The sequence below is a fragment of the Arthrobacter sp. NPDC056886 genome, from assembly GCF_042788715.1.
Lineage (GTDB): Bacteria > Actinomycetota > Actinomycetes > Actinomycetales > Micrococcaceae > Arthrobacter.
Window position 1 is genome coordinate 324,755 of the sequence record NZ_JBHUBT010000004.1, and the last position, 13,879, is coordinate 338,633.

Below are 13,879 nucleotides of genomic sequence, written 5' to 3' on the forward strand. Positions count from 1 at the left end.
GGCGGGCATATCTTCGAGGAGGGACTTGAGCCGCCCCACCTCGGCCTTCGTCCGCCGGCGGAACGGGTTAGTCATCCGGACCATGTAGCCCTTGGGCTAGTAGCTCAGGGCGAGGCGGACAATATCAGGATAGACAGCGGGGCCCGCCCCGCGCGGTGGCGGGACGGGCCTATATCGAAGAGTTATGGGCCTCCCCGCGCCGGTGCTACTTCGCAGGGGCTACTTTTCGGTCAGTTTCGGCACCGAGAACACCACGATGGCCCCGACCACGGCGAACGCCGCGAACATGTAGAAGTTGAGCTGCCAGCCGAAGGCCATCCCGGCAATCAGCCCGCCGATCAGCGGCCCGCAGATGGCGCCGATGCGTCCGATGCCGAGAGACCAGCTCAGGGCGGTGGCGCTCAGGGACTGCGGGTAGTGGGTGGCGCAGTAGCCGCCCACCAAGATCTGGGTGCCCACCGAGCCGAGGCCGGCGAACGCGACGATCACGAGCAGCATGGCCAGCGGCAGCTGGAGGCTCAGCATGAGGATCGCCGCGAAGGCCAGGACGAAGGAACCGGTGACCACCTTGCGGATGCCGATCTTGTCCGCCAGCACGGAGGCGCTGATGGAGCCGACGATTGCGCCGGCGTTGAGGACCAGCAGGAACGTCAGGGCATCCCCGAGCTGGAAGCCTGCCTGGCGCATGATCTGCGGGAGCCAGGTGTTCAGCCCGTAGACCAGCAGCAGTCCGCAGAAGTTCGCGAGCGCAAACAGGACGGTGGAGCGGACCCACTTGCGGGTAAACAGGGTCTTCATGGCTGATTTCGGCGCCTCGGCGCCGGTCTTGACGTCCTCGGCGGTGACGATGTCCGAGTACACCAGGCCGTAGCGGTCCGCGGTGGCCTTGGCTTCTTCGATGCGCTGCTTGCGGGCCAGGTACGCCACCGATTCCGGCAGGACCTTCCAGGCGATGGGGAGCAGGGTCACCAGGGGCAGGGCGCCGATGGCGTACATCCAGCGGAAGTCGATGTGCTGCAGGAGGTTGATGGCGAGCAGCGAGGCGCCGACGCCGCCCACCGAGTACCCGCTGAACATCACGGCGTTGGCGATCTGGCGGCGCTCCTTGCGGGCGTATTCGACCGTCAGCGCAATGCAGGTCGGCACAATGCCGCCCAGGCCCAGACCGGTCAGGAACCGCAGGAAGCCGAACACCTCGGCGGACGGCGCGAACGCCGTGAGCAGCATGCAGATGGAGAACCACGCGATGCAGGCGAGCATGATGCGGCGGCGGCCCAGCTTGTCCGTCAGGATGCCGACCGAGAGCGTGCCGACCAGCATGCCGACCAGGGCGAGGCTGCCGATCAGGCCGGCCTGCGCGGGGGTGACGCCCCACTCCTGGAATTTCAGGATCGTCGGGACGGTGGATCCGTAGACCACCAGGTCGTAGCCATCAAAGACGATGGCCAGGAAACACAGGATGAGGACAGAGTGGCCCTTCCAGTGAGTTGTGGCCTCGTTGCGCAACTCAGTCGACATTGACTGCGTCATGGATGTACCTCTCGTTGAGATTTCGTGGGGGATTTGTGCGGTGGCTCACATGCTGTGCCCACCGTGTCACGCTTTGTTTCCGACAGTAAACAAATCAGCATATATCGTTTATGTAACGATCGTCAGCGATTCGGGTGGACGGCGTCAGTGGCCCTTGAACGCCTCTGCGAGCCACCAGGCGCCGCCGTCGGACGCGATCTTGGCATCGATGACCAGCGGGCGGGGCGGACTCTCGCGGACCCAGGCGCGGACCTCCTCGAGATCCGCCACGCTGCGGACCGTCACTGCGTCCGCGCCGAAGCCGCGGGCGATCGCGGCGACATCCGTATCCGGGAAGGTAACGGTACTCAGATCAACGGCAGGGCCAACGAAGGGGTCGACGGCGGACCCGCCGTCCGCGGCTCCCGCGCCGAAGTGGTGGACTTCCGCCCCGTAGCCGGCGTCGTTGTAGATAATGCAGACCAGCGGCAGCTCCAGCCGGACAGCGGTCTCCAGTTCACTGATGCCCATCAGGAAGCCGCCGTCCCCGGCGCCAAGCACGGCCAGCCGGTCCGGCCGGGCGAGCGCGGCCCCGATCGCGGTGGAAAGCCCGAGGCCGATCGATTGGAAGGCCTGAGTGAAGCAGAACCCGAACTCGTCCGGGACCTTCAAATAGGTGCTGGGATAGCCCATGAAATTGCCGGAATCGATCGAGACGATCCTTTCCGCAGGCAAAATGGCGTCCAGTTCGCGGCTCAGCACCCGCGGATCGATCCGTCCGCCACCGGAGAGGTCCGGTGTTTCGACGTCATTCCAGCGGGAGCGTTCTGCGATGGCCGCCGCGTTCCGCGCGGTGCGGTATTTGTCCTCCGGGGCCGGCTGGAGTGTCCGCAGTTCCGTTAGGACATCCGACGCCGTCAGCGCGGCATCCCCCACCACGCCCAGGCCAATCGGCCGGTTGGCACCAAGCGCGGAGTCCTCGACGTCGACCTGGACCACGGCGGTCCCGTCCGAGATCAGGTGGCCGTGCCGCATGGTCCACATGTTCAGGGCGCAGCCCCAGCCGACGATCAGGTCCGCGCCCTGGATCAGCTCGGCGCTGAGCGGTGAGGAGAATCCGCCCGAGATCCCGAGGGCGAATTCCTCGTCCTGGAACAGTCCGTTCGCCACCGCGGACGTGGCCAGGAGGGCACCGGCGTGGGCGGCGAGGCTGAGCAATTCCTCCCGCGCATTCCGTGCCCCGCGGCCTGCCACAAAGACCGGGCGCTCCGCGGCGTTGATCAGGTGAGCCAGGCGCCGGACGCTCGGGGCGGCGGGGCGGACCGGCTGGGCTTCGGCGACAGTGGCCGGCTGGGCTGCCGCGGCCCGTACGGATGCAGGGGACGGGGCGGACTGGACGTCCAGGGGCAGGTTCAGCACCACGGTGCGGCGTTCGTTCCGGGCCGTGCGGAAGGCCCGGAGGGTGTCCGCGACGGCGGTGGCCGGGGAATGGATCCGCTCACTCACGGCTCCGACGCTGCGGGCGAGGGCATCCTGGTCGATCTTGAAGTTGGAGCGGACCGCGGAGGCCTGGGTGTCGGCCGTCAGCACGATCAGCGGTGTACGGCTCTTGGCGGCTTCCCCGATCCCGGTGACGGCGTTGCTCAGCCCGCATCCCTGGTGTGTGCTCACCACGCCCACCCGGCCGGACATCCGGGCGTAGGCGTCGGCCATTGTGGCAGCGCCGCCCTCGTGCCGGGCGGCGGTGAAGGGCACCCCGGCCAGGCGGAGGGCGTTGGTCACCTCGAAGTTGCCGCTGCCGACGACGCCGAAGACATGCCCGACGCCGAGCTCCGCCAGGGTCCGGCCGACCAGCTGGGCGACTGTCCCGGCTGCCTGCTGCGCCAGGCCGCCCGCGGCGTCCCGGCCCGCGTCGGCGGGCACGGCGGATGCCTCCGGGGCGCCGGGGGAAACGTGTGAAGCTACTACCATGGACTTACCTTCCATTGAGTAATGCATCGGTTGAGTACTGCGCTGGTTGAGTACTGCACTTCTGCTGACTGCTCTTCGAACTTCCAGGCGGCATCCATGAACCCCACCCAATCCCTCACTTGCACGGCCACGGCGGCAACTCTGGAACGGACCATTGAATGGGTGGATACGGATGCCGCGGGGCACCAGCACAATTCGGCGGTGCTCCGCTTTGTTGAGGCCTGCGAGGCCAAGTTGTTCCGGGACCTCGATCTGCCCGCGTATTTCCCGACGGCACCGAGGGTTCGCCACGAGCTCAACTACCGGGCGAAGTTGTACTTCGGCCAGCAGGTCACCACCACCGTAGTGGTGGAGAAAATCGGCCGCACGTCCATGACGTTCAGCTTTGAAGTGTGGGGCGAGGAGTTCCGCGGCGAACCCCGCGCCCTGGCCGCCCACGGGACCTTCGTCACCGCCCACGTGGCCCACGGCGGCACGGCCGCCAGCCCGTGGCCGGCGGAGCTGACGGCCAAGGTCACCGCCCGCGACGCCTCCGGTCGGGCCTAGCCCGCCCGGAGGCTGTCCGGGTCTAGACCGACGCCGGCACCTTGGCCGGCGTCCAGCGCAGATGTGTCGGCAGTTCGGCGGCTTCCGGCTCCCGCACGAGCGCCAGCCGGGGCCGGACCGCGTCGGTGCGGGCCGCCGGCGGCTTCCGGCTGCCGGCCCGGTACTGCTGCGGCCAGTCGGCGCCGGGCCCCCGGTAGTCCTGCTCGATCGCCGCATGCAGGGTCCACTGCGGATCAAACAGGTGCGTGCGGCCGAGGGCGCAGAGGTCCGCACGGCCTGCCAGCAGGATTGAGTTGACGTCGTCGTAGGAAGACACCGCCCCCACTGCGATCACGGCCACGCCTGCCTTGTGCGCCACTTCCTGCCGGATCCGGTCCGCGAACGGCGTCTGGTAGCTGCGGCCGTAGGCGGGCTTCTCCTCCTTGACCACCTGGCCTGAGGAGACGTCCACGCCGTCGGCGCCGTGCTCCACGAACGCCCGGGCAATCGCGACGGCGTCGTGCTCGTCGTTGCCGCCGGGGGCCCAGTCGGTCGCCGAAAGCCGCACCGTCAGCGGTTTGTCCGCCGGCCAGGCGGCGCGGACGGCGTCGAACACCTCCAGCGGGTAGCGCAGCCGGTTCTCCAGCGATCCGCCGTATTCGTCGCTGCGCCGGTTGGCCAGCGGCGAGAGGAAGGAGGAGAGCAGGTAGCCGTGCGCGCAGTGCAGCTCCAGCAGGTCGAAGCCCGAGGCGGCCGCCCGGACGGTGGCGGCGACGAACTCGTCCCGGATCTGGTCCATTTCAGCGCGGCTGATTTGGCGCGGCGCCGGGCTGCCGGGGCCGTACGGGATGGCCGAGGGCCCCACCGGCTCCCAGCCTCCGTCGGGGAGCGGCTCGTCGATGCCTTCCCACATGAGTTTGGTGGAGCCTTTGCGGCCGGAATGGCCCAGCTGGACGCCGATGGCCGCCGTCGAGCGGTGGTGCACAAACTCGACGATCGTGCGCCAGCTCTCCTGCTGCGCCTCGTTGTAGAGGCCGCTGCAGCCGGGCGTGATGCGGCCAGTCTCGGAGACGCAGACCATCTCGGTCATCACCAGGCCGGCGCCGCCTAGGGCCTTGCCGCCGAGGTGGACCAGGTGAAAGTTGCCCGGGACGCCGTCGGTGGCGGAGTACATGTCCATCGGCGAGACGACGATCCGGTTCTTCAGCTCCAGCCCGCCGATCCGGAACGGCTGGAACATCGCGGGGGCACTGCCCGCGATGCCCTGTGTGCGGGCGAATTCCTCGTCCACCCGGGCCGCGAACTCGGGGTCGCGCAGCTTGAGGTTGTCGTAGGTGATCCGGCGGCTGCGGGTGAGCAGGTTGAAGCAGAACTGCACCGGGTTCTGGTCCTTGTACATGCCGATGTTCTCGAACCATTCCAGCGAGGCCTGGGCGGCGCGCTGGGTGGATTCGACCACGGGCCGGCGCTCGGTTTCGTAGGCTTCCAGGGCGGCCCCGAGCTCGTCGTGCTCGTGCAGGCAGGCGGCCAGAGCGAGGGAGTCCTCCATGGCCAGCTTGGTGCCGGAGCCGATAGAGAAGTGTGCGGTGTGGGCGGCATCGCCGAGGAGCACGATGTTGCCGTGCCGCCAGGACTCGTTGCGGACCGTGGTGAAGTTGATCCACTTGGAGTTGTTGACCAGGACTTCGTGGCCCTCAAGCTCCTCGGCGAAGAGGGCACGGATCGCGTCCACGGCCGCCTCGTCGCTTTCGCCGGGCCGGAAGACCTGGTCCTCGGTGGCGTCGAAGCCGGCGTTGCGCCAGACGTCCTCGTGTATTTCGACGATGAAGGTGCTGCCCTCGTCCGAGTACGGGTAGCCGTGGATCTGCATGACGCCGTGCTTGGTGTCCTTGACGAAGAACTTGAACGCCTCAAAGACGAGGTCGGTGCCCAGCCACATGTACTTGGACTTGCGGACGTCCAGGCTGGGTCGGAACACGTCGGCGAAGCGGGAGCGGACGGCGGAGTTCAGTCCGTCAGCGGCGAGGACCAGGTCGTAGTCCCGGCTGAGTTCCTCGACGTCCGGCGCCAGCGTGCTGAAGCGCAGGTCGACGTCGAGCTCGGCGCAGCGGCGCTGCAGCAGCTCGAGCAGCTCTTTCCGGCTCATGGCGGCGAAGCCCTGCCCGCCGACGGTGTGCTGCCCACCCTTGAAGTGGATGTCAATGTCGGTCCAGCGGGCGAAGCGCTCGGACATGTACTCCGCGATCACGGTGTCCGCGTTGCCGATTCCGCCGAGGGTCTCGTCGCTGAAGACGACGCCGAAGCCGAACGTGTCGCTCGCGGCGTTGCGTTCCCAGACGGTGACGTCGTGGTTCGGGTCGAGCTGCTTCATGAGGGCGGCGAAGTACAGTCCGCCCGGGCCGCCGCCGATGATTGCGATTTTCATGTGGTGCCTCTCAAGCGTTCTGGGGTTCGGGGGTGGCGGCGTCAGCGGCCAGCTGCTCGCGCAGCCGGAAGTGCTGGAGTTTGCCGCTGGGGTTGCGGGGCAGGCCGTCAACGAAGTTCACCTGGCGCGGGTACTTGTACGGGGCGATGGTCCGCTTGACGAAGTCCTGGATTTCCTTGCGCTTGGCGGCATCGGCCTCGACGCCCTCGCGCAGCACGATGAAGGCGCAGACGACGCTGCCCCGGTCCGGGTCGGGCTTGCCGACGACGGCGTTTTCCATCACATCCGGGTGCTGGTCAATCGCGGCTTCGACCTCCGGGGCGCCGATGTTGTAGCCGGAGGACACGATCATGTTGTCGGAGCGGGCCTGGTAGTAGAAGTAGCCCTGGCTGTCCCGGCGGAAGGTGTCGCCGGTGACGTTCCAGCCGTTGACCACGTAGTCCAGCTGGCGGGAATCGTTGAGGTAGCGGCAGCCGGTGGGGCCGATCACGGCGAGACGTCCGACGGCGTCCGGGCCGAGTTCCCGGCCGTCCTCGTCCAGGATCGTGGCCCGGTAGCCGGGGACGGCCGTGCCGGTGGCGCCGGCGCGGATGTCCTCCCCTGCCGCGGAGATGAAGACGTGCAGCATTTCGGTGGCGCCGATGCCGTTGACCAGCTTCAGGCCGGTGCGTTCGTGGACGGCGCGCCAGGTTTCGGCCGGCAGGTGCTCGCCGGCCGAGACGGCCGTGCGCAGGCTGGCGAGCAGCCCCTCGGCGCCTTCCTTGAGGATCGCCTTGTAGGCCGTCGGCGCGGTGAACAAGATGGTGGCCTTCGCCGCGTGCACCGCCTGCGCCAGTTCGAGCGGGGTGGCGCGTTCGGTCAGCAGCGCGGCGGCGCCGAAGCGCAGCGGGAAGACCACCAGGCCGCCGAGCCCGAAGGTGAAGGCCAGCGGCGGGGACCCCGCGAAGACGTCCTCCGGCGTCGGCTTCAGGATGTGCCGGGCAAACGTGTCCGCGTTGGCGAGGATGTCGCGGTGGAAGTGCATGGTGATCTTCGGCGTCCCGGTGGTGCCCGACGTCGGCCCAAGCAGCGCGACGTCGTCCGCCGCCGTCGGGACGGTGCTGAACTCGCCGCTCTTTCCGGCACAGCGGGCGACGAGGTCCGTGCCGGTGCTGCCCCCCATGGCCAGCACCGGCACGTCGTTTCCGGCTGCCTCGGCCAGGTCGTCCAGGAACCGGCTGTCGCAGAGGGCGGCGGCCGGCCGGGTCAGTTCCAGCAGGGTCCGGATCTCGCTGGCGCGCAGGGCCGGCATGATGGTGACCACCACGGCGCCGGCCTTGAGCACGCCAAGCCACGCCGCGACGAGCCACGGGTTGTTCGGCGAGCGCAGCATCACGCGGTTCCCCGGGACCACGCCGAAGTCCTCGACCAGGACCTGAGCCACCTGGTTGGCGTGGCGCTGCAGCTCGCCGTAGCTCCAGGTGTTGCCGTCCGGGGTGAGCAGGGCCGGACGCTCGGCACCGAAGCGGCGGACGGCGTCGTCAATCAGCGCGCTGGCGGCGTTGAGCTGCTGCGGGTACTGCAGTTCCGGGAGGGTGAACTCCAGTGCGGGCCACTGCTCCGCCGGCGGCAGATTGTCACGCGCAAAGGTGTCCTGGTGCGCCGAGGGCGTCAGTTCCATTGCAAACCTTTCGTATCGTCATTGATATGAGGTGGAACGGCTCATCGATTGCTCCGTTACGGCCGTTATGGCGGCCCAAAAGGGCAGTTACGGAGCAGTCGACATCCGGATCATGCCTTCCTGCACCACGGTGGCCAGGAGCCGGCCTTGCCGGTCGTAGAAGTGGCCCTGAGCCAGGCCGCGGCTGGCCTGGGCGGAGACTGCTTCCTGGACGTACAGCAGCCAGTCGTCCACCCGGCCTTCGCGGTGGAACCACATGGCGTGGTCCAGGCTGGCCGTGACCAGGCCCGGGTCCCCCCACGCGTAGCCGTGCACCCGGAGGACCGGTTCCAGGATGGTGTAGTCGCAGACGTAGGCCAGCGCCGCGCGCTGCAGGTCCGGGTCGTCCGGCAGCCGGTCGAAGGCCTTCACCCAGACGGCCTGGTGCGGCACCTGCTCGCCCTCAACGCTGAGGTAGACGGCGCCGGGCACGTGCCGCATGTCGAAGCTGCGGCCGCCGGACCAGTAGGCCGCGGCGTCGCCCTCGACGCCGTCGAGCACGTCGGCGGAGGACGGCAGCGACACCGGATCCGGAATCCCGGCCGGCATGGCCCGAGCAAATTCCTCGCCGGATTCCTCCGCGTGGAAGGAGGCCATGGCCACGTAGACGGTCTTGCCGCCCTGGTAGGCGCGGACCTGCCGGGTGGAGTAGCCGCGGCCGTCGCGGAGCCGCTCCACCTCATAGCGGACCTCGGCGCCGATGTCCGCCGGCCGCATGAAGTAGCTGTGCATTGAGTGCAGCGAGCGGTCATCCCCCACCGAGCGCATCGCCGCGGCAGCGGCCTGGGCCACCATGTCTCCGCCGTAGGCCTTGGGCCACGGCACGTACTGCGTCGTGGCCGTGTAGGCCTCGTCGAGGAAGTCCGGTTCGACCGGCGTCAGCTCGAGGGCGGACAGCAGGATCTCCGACGTCGGGGTCATGCCCGGCGGTACCCGGCGAGCATTGAGTCGTCGACGTCGTCGAGGTTCACCACGATGTTTTCCGGCGTGCGCGCGGTGAGCCAGACGAGCTCCTCGGTGATGCTCATGTTGGCTTCCACGTGCGGCATGTACGGCGGGACAAAAACCCAGTCGCCCTCGGTCATGTCGATGAACTCCTTGTAGTCCTCGCCGAAGTAGATCCGGCCGTGGCCGCGCAGCACGTAGCCACCGGTCTCGGCCTCGCCGTGGTGGTGCGGGAAAGAGCGGTAGCCGGGCTCGTTGCTGACCTGGCCGTACCAAATCTTTGTAGCAGGGGTGTGCTGCGGACTGACACCGGAGATCCGGACGGCTCCGCCGGACTGTCCGGTGTCGCGGTGCTCAGCACCCTTGCGCGTCACGACGGGGACAACCTGCCCTGTCAGCTGATCGGCGATCTGTTCGGTCATGATGTTTCCTCTCTGTCGGCGGCAGCCTGGGCGCCGCCACTGGGTGGTGTTCGGTGAGTGGTGTTTGCTGGGTGGTGTTCGGTGGGAGCCGGAGGCGTCAGACACGGACCGTATTGGTGAGCGTGCCGATGCCCTCGATGTCGGTGGTGACGACGTCGCCGTCGTGCAGGAAGCGCGGCGGGATGACGCCCATGCCGACGCCGCCGGGGGTGCCGGTGAGGACGACGTCGCCCGGGCTCAGCCTGGTGAAGGTGGAGATATAGGACAGCAGGGCGGCTGCGGTGAAGACGAGTGTCTTGGTGTTGCCGTTCTGGACCTCTTCGCCGTTGACCAGGCAACGAACCCGGACGCCGGTCTCGGGGTCGCATTCGTCCGGGGTCACCAGCACGGGGCCCAGCGGGGTGGTGCGGTCGAAGGCCTTGCCCTGGAACCACTGCAGGGTGCGGCTCTGCCAGTCGCGCATGGAGATATCGTTCGCCGCGGTGTAGCCGGCGATCGCCGCGGATGCCTCCTCCGGCGAGGCGTTCTTGAGCGGGGCGCCGACGACGACCGCCAGTTCCGCTTCCCAGTCCAGCCGGGCGCCGTGCCCGGCGGCGTCGATGACCTCGCCGTCGCCGATCAGGGTGTCCGCGTACTTGGCGAACAGGGTGGGGTACTCCGGCAACTCCCGGCCCATTTCCGCGATGTGGTCGGCGTAGTTCAGGCCGCAGCAGATGACCTTGGACGGGCGCGGCAGCACGGTGCCGAAGCGGGCGGCGCCTACGGGGATGGAGTCGGCCGGGAGACCGCCAGCACTTTCCGCGGCGGCAACCGCAGCAGCTGCCCGCTCCCGCCAGTTGGCGCTTCCCAGCAGTTCACTGAGGTCCTGCGCGTCCAGCAGCACGAACCGGTCCCCCGACTGGACGGCGGCGCGGGTGGCAGGGCCGCCCTTGGCGTCGCGGGCTGCCGTAATGACGGTCGCAAGGCGCATGTTTTCTTCACTTCCGGTTCGACGGCGGAACCGGCCCCTTTGCCGATTCCGGTGACGTGTCCGCTGCGGCATCCCCATTTTTTGGGTATGTCGACATTTTTACGGTCGTCACATATGCTCAAGTTAACACGTATTCACCGGTTTGGGTAGACCGGCCGGGGTTCTGAATCCGGTCACCGGCCCCACGCCGACCGGTCCCTAGTTACCCGCAAGGACCAAAGCACCGCCGACTCAATCCCGCCGACTCAATGAGGAGCCACCATGAACCACAAGGTCATCAACCCCGCAGCCCTGGCCAAGCCCTCCGGCTTCGCCCACGGCATCCTGGCCGGCAACACCGTGTACCTGGGCGGCCAGACGGCCATGGACAGCAACGGCACCATTGTTCCCGGCGGCATCGTGGAGCAGTTCCGCCAGTGCTTCTCCAACGTCCTCACCACGCTGGCCGAGGCCGGGGGCGCGCCCTCGGACCTGGTCAACGTCACCATTTACCTGACCGACGTCGAGGACTACCAGAAGAACGGCCGCGAAATCGGGCGGATCTGGCGCGAGATGGCGGGCACCGACTATCCTGCGATGGCCGGCGTCGGCGTCACGCGGCTCTGGCAGGCCGAGGCGCTGATCGAGATCCAGGCCATCGCCGCCGTGTCGGGCCAGGGCTAGGGCCAGTACTAGGGCTAGGGCTAGGGCTAGGTCCAGTACTACCCGCTATGCCGTAGCGGAACTCCCGGAAGCCCCCAGCAGCCGCTCGGCATGCTGGCGGGCCGGGCCGTTCAGGAGACGGTGCAGCTCCGCGAAGATCCGCTCCGCGGTCAGCCCGTGCCAGCCCGGCGGCAGGAAGTCCTCGGGCAGGCCGGGATCCAGGTAGGGCAGCCGACGCCACTGGGTGAGGAGCTGGACGTAGTCCGCGAAGGCCGCACGGTCGGCGTCGGGCCCGGACGCCGACGCGCCCGCCGATTCCCAGCGTTCCAGCACCGGAGCGAAACGGTCGATGAATTCCGCGTAGAGCGATTCCAGGGCAGGCAGGTCCCACCATCGGGAGACTTTGTCCTTGACGTCCCCGGCGGTCAAGTGCTCCGCCTTGAAGAACTCCACGTATTCCGTCAGCCCTGTCCGCTCAAGCTGGTGCCTGATGTCCTCATAGGTGTTGCCCGGGGCAATCCAGAGCCCCGGGGTCACAGAACCGAAGCCCATCCGGGTCAGCATGCTGCGCAGCTGGTGGCGAAGGTGGCGCTGCGATTCCGGGACGGAGAAGGCGATGAGGAGCCAGCGGTCGGCCGCCGTCGCACGCCGGGGCGAAAAGATGCGGCGGTCGCCCTCCTGGAAGACATCCTCCAGGTTGGGGGCCAGCCGATAGGCGGCCACGCCGCCCTGTTTGACGCTCTCCAGCACACCGCGGCGCTTGAGCCGGGACACGGAAGAGCGCACCCCGGAAGATTCGACCCCCAGGTCATCCAGCATGGAAATCAGCACCGAGACGGGCAGGGCGCCACCGTTGGAGCGCCCATACAGGCCGTAGATCGTGACGATTAGCTGCTGGTGCCGCGGGGTCAGCCGGGGTACGGCGCTTCCGCCGGCAGGCTCGGAGTCCGGCTCGGGGTCCAGCTCGGCGTCCAGCGCCGGCGCCGGGTCTTCTACCACCGTCGGCCTTCCCTCGGGAGATCAGTCATGGATCTAGGCTATAGAGGTCTGCGCGCCCCGACCGCCAGGACGCTCCGCGAACCGTTGCGTGCCGCGTCCGGCGAGGATGTAGCCCGCCTGGTACGGGCCGGGGAACCAGCCGGCTCGCAATTTCGCCGCCGGACGTGTTCAACGACGCCGCCAGACTGGGGTAATGTAAATCTCGTTGTTTCGCAGGGTTGTTTCACCGGGGCAAAGTCCAGCACTCTGACTGGCCCTACTGCGGCTGTAGCTCAATGGTAGAGCGCTAGCTTCCCAAGCTTGATACGCGGGTTCGATTCCCGTCAGCCGCTCCAATCCACTCCCGCGCCGCTCCCCGGGCCTGCCATTAGGTTGCTACCTGTATGGTCAGAAGTCAGGAACCTCTTCGGTTCCGCTACAGGAGCAATCATGGCTGACAAGTCCCCCCGTCAAGCAGCATCCAAAAAAGCCGGCAAATCCATCAAGGAAAAGCGCGCTGACAAGAGGGCCGCTTCTGCGCCGGCCAGCTCCCTGGACAAGGTGACCGCCGCGAAGACGGCGAGCCCCAAAAAGAAGTGACCGGTTCCTCGAACCACCTCACCCTCGGCGTCCTCGCCAGCACACGCAAACCGGACGAGCGACGCCTCCCCATCCACCCCCTGCACCTGGACCGCATCGCGCCGGAAATCCGGGAACAGCTGATTCTCGAAGAAGGCTACGGCGAGCGCTTCGGCCTTTCCGACGCCGAGCTCGCGCCCCTCGTGGGGCGGATCGCGCCGCGAAAGCAGCTGCTGGCCCACGCCGACGTCGTCCTCCTGCCCAAGCCGCAGCCCGAGGACCTGGCCGAACTCCGGGACGGGCAGGTCCTTTGGGGCTGGCCGCACTGTGTCCAGGACCGGGCCATCACCCAGCTGGCCATCGACAAGAAGCTCACGCTCATCGCCTTCGAGGCCATGAACCACTGGGCCAGCGACGGCGGGTTCGGGCTGCATGTCTTCCACAAGAACAACGAGCTCGCCGGCTACTGCTCCGTGCTGCATGCCCTCGCGCTGACCGGCTCGACCGGCGACTACGGCCGCCGGCTGAGCGCCGTCGTGATCGGCTTCGGGGCCACAGCCCGCGGCGCCGTCACGGCATTGAATGCCCACGGCGTCCATGACGTGCAGGTGCTGACCAACCGTGGGGTTGCCGCGGTTGGCTCACCCATCCACTCGGTCCGGATCGCACAGTTCGACCACGACAACGAGGCCCCGTTCCTAAGCGAGGTCATCACCGAGCGCGGGCGCGTGCCGCTGGCACCGTTCCTCGCCGGCAGCGACATCGTGGTCAACTGCACGCTGCAGGACCCCAACGCGCCGCTGACCTACCTGCGCACCGAGGACCTTGACGCCTTCCGGCCCGGCAGCCTGATTGTGGACGTGTCCTGCGACGAGGGCATGGGCTTTAGTTGGGCGAAAACCACCACCTTCGCCGAGCCGATGTTCCAGGTGGGCCACCACATCGACTACTACGCCGTGGACCACAGCCCGTCCTATCTCTGGAACTCCGCCAGCTGGGAAATCAGCGAGGCGTTGCTGCCGTTCCTCGAGACCGTGGTCTCGGGTCCCGGAGCCTGGGCGGACAACGAGACCATCCGCCGCGCAATAGAAATCCGTGACGGCGTGGTACTCAACCCTGATGTGCTGCAGTTCCAGCAGCGGGAGCCGGAGTTCCCGCACCGCCCCCTGGCGCTTTAGCGGCTTCCGCACGTCTCCCGGGTTTCCGCGACGAAA

The 13,879-nt window shown here is 67.9% G+C and carries 12 protein-coding genes and 1 tRNA gene; 5 read left to right on the forward strand and 8 right to left on the reverse strand.

Annotation, left to right across the window (positions count from 1 at the left end):
* Positions 1-219: 219 nt before the first annotated feature.
* Together ACFRJ8_RS09645 and ACFRJ8_RS09650 are read right to left on the reverse strand one after the other, a co-directional pair.
* The gene (locus ACFRJ8_RS09645) at positions 220-1,530 is read right to left on the reverse strand and encodes an MFS transporter (RefSeq protein ID WP_377985886.1); all 1,311 of its coding nucleotides are present in this window, start codon (positions 1,528-1,530) and stop codon (positions 220-222) included.
* Between the two features lie 144 nt (positions 1,531-1,674).
* Entirely contained in the window at positions 1,675-3,480 is a 1,806-nt protein-coding gene (locus ACFRJ8_RS09650) for a thiamine pyrophosphate-binding protein (RefSeq protein WP_377985887.1), read from the reverse strand.
* Positions 3,481-3,576: 96 nt separating this feature from the next.
* On the opposite strand from ACFRJ8_RS09650, the gene ACFRJ8_RS09655 reads away from it, so the two are divergent.
* Complete coding sequence (locus ACFRJ8_RS09655; RefSeq protein ID WP_377985888.1) at positions 3,577-4,026, forward strand: acyl-CoA thioesterase; 450 nt, start codon at positions 3,577-3,579, stop codon at positions 4,024-4,026.
* Positions 4,027-4,048: 22 nt separating this feature from the next.
* Here the strand turns inward: ACFRJ8_RS09655 and ACFRJ8_RS09660 are convergent, their stop codons facing one another.
* The 5 genes from ACFRJ8_RS09660 to ACFRJ8_RS09680 all read right to left on the reverse strand — a co-directional run bounded on the left by ACFRJ8_RS09660 (position 4,049) and on the right by ACFRJ8_RS09680 (position 10,466).
* Entirely contained in the window at positions 4,049-6,430 is a 2,382-nt protein-coding gene (locus ACFRJ8_RS09660) for a bifunctional salicylyl-CoA 5-hydroxylase/oxidoreductase (protein ID WP_377985889.1), read from the reverse strand.
* Positions 6,431-6,440: 10 nt separating this feature from the next.
* On the reverse strand, positions 6,441-8,090 hold the full coding sequence (locus ACFRJ8_RS09665) for an AMP-binding protein (protein ID WP_377985890.1): 1,650 nt from the start codon (positions 8,088-8,090) through the stop codon (positions 6,441-6,443).
* A gap of 87 nt (positions 8,091-8,177) precedes the next feature.
* Positions 8,178-9,050, reverse strand: a complete 873-nt coding sequence (locus ACFRJ8_RS09670; RefSeq protein ID WP_377985891.1) for an acyl-CoA thioesterase — start codon at positions 9,048-9,050, stop codon at positions 8,178-8,180.
* A complete protein-coding gene (locus ACFRJ8_RS09675; RefSeq protein WP_377985892.1) occupies positions 9,047-9,496 on the reverse strand; it encodes a cupin domain-containing protein in 450 nt (149 codons plus the stop codon). The genes ACFRJ8_RS09670 and ACFRJ8_RS09675 overlap by 4 nt, the downstream gene beginning before the upstream one ends.
* Before the next feature lie 97 nt (positions 9,497-9,593).
* A complete protein-coding gene (locus tag ACFRJ8_RS09680; protein WP_377985893.1) occupies positions 9,594-10,466 on the reverse strand; it encodes a fumarylacetoacetate hydrolase family protein in 873 nt (290 codons plus the stop codon).
* A gap of 261 nt (positions 10,467-10,727) precedes the next feature.
* Here ACFRJ8_RS09680 and ACFRJ8_RS09685 point away from each other — a divergent pair, with 261 nt between their 5' ends.
* Positions 10,728-11,129 (forward strand): RidA family protein, encoded by a 402-nt coding sequence (locus ACFRJ8_RS09685; RefSeq protein WP_377985894.1) that lies wholly within the window; start codon positions 10,728-10,730, stop codon positions 11,127-11,129.
* A 45-nt stretch (positions 11,130-11,174) separates the two neighbouring features.
* Here ACFRJ8_RS09685 and ACFRJ8_RS09690 read toward each other — a convergent pair whose 3' ends face one another.
* The gene (locus ACFRJ8_RS09690; RefSeq protein ID WP_377985895.1) at positions 11,175-12,107 is read right to left on the reverse strand and encodes a PaaX family transcriptional regulator C-terminal domain-containing protein; all 933 of its coding nucleotides are present in this window, start codon (positions 12,105-12,107) and stop codon (positions 11,175-11,177) included.
* A gap of 261 nt (positions 12,108-12,368) precedes the next feature.
* On the opposite strand from ACFRJ8_RS09690, the gene ACFRJ8_RS09695 reads away from it, so the two are divergent.
* The 3 genes from ACFRJ8_RS09695 to ACFRJ8_RS09705 all read left to right on the forward strand — a co-directional run bounded on the left by ACFRJ8_RS09695 (position 12,369) and on the right by ACFRJ8_RS09705 (position 13,843).
* Positions 12,369-12,442, forward strand: a tRNA-Gly gene (locus ACFRJ8_RS09695).
* A gap of 94 nt (positions 12,443-12,536) precedes the next feature.
* Complete coding sequence (locus ACFRJ8_RS09700; protein ID WP_167467922.1) at positions 12,537-12,686, forward strand: hypothetical protein; 150 nt, start codon at positions 12,537-12,539, stop codon at positions 12,684-12,686.
* Positions 12,683-13,843, forward strand: a complete 1,161-nt coding sequence (locus ACFRJ8_RS09705; RefSeq protein WP_377985896.1) for a N(5)-(carboxyethyl)ornithine synthase — start codon at positions 12,683-12,685, stop codon at positions 13,841-13,843. Before ACFRJ8_RS09700 ends, ACFRJ8_RS09705 begins: the two co-directional genes overlap by 4 nt.
* The last annotated feature ends 36 nt before the right edge of the window (positions 13,844-13,879 follow it).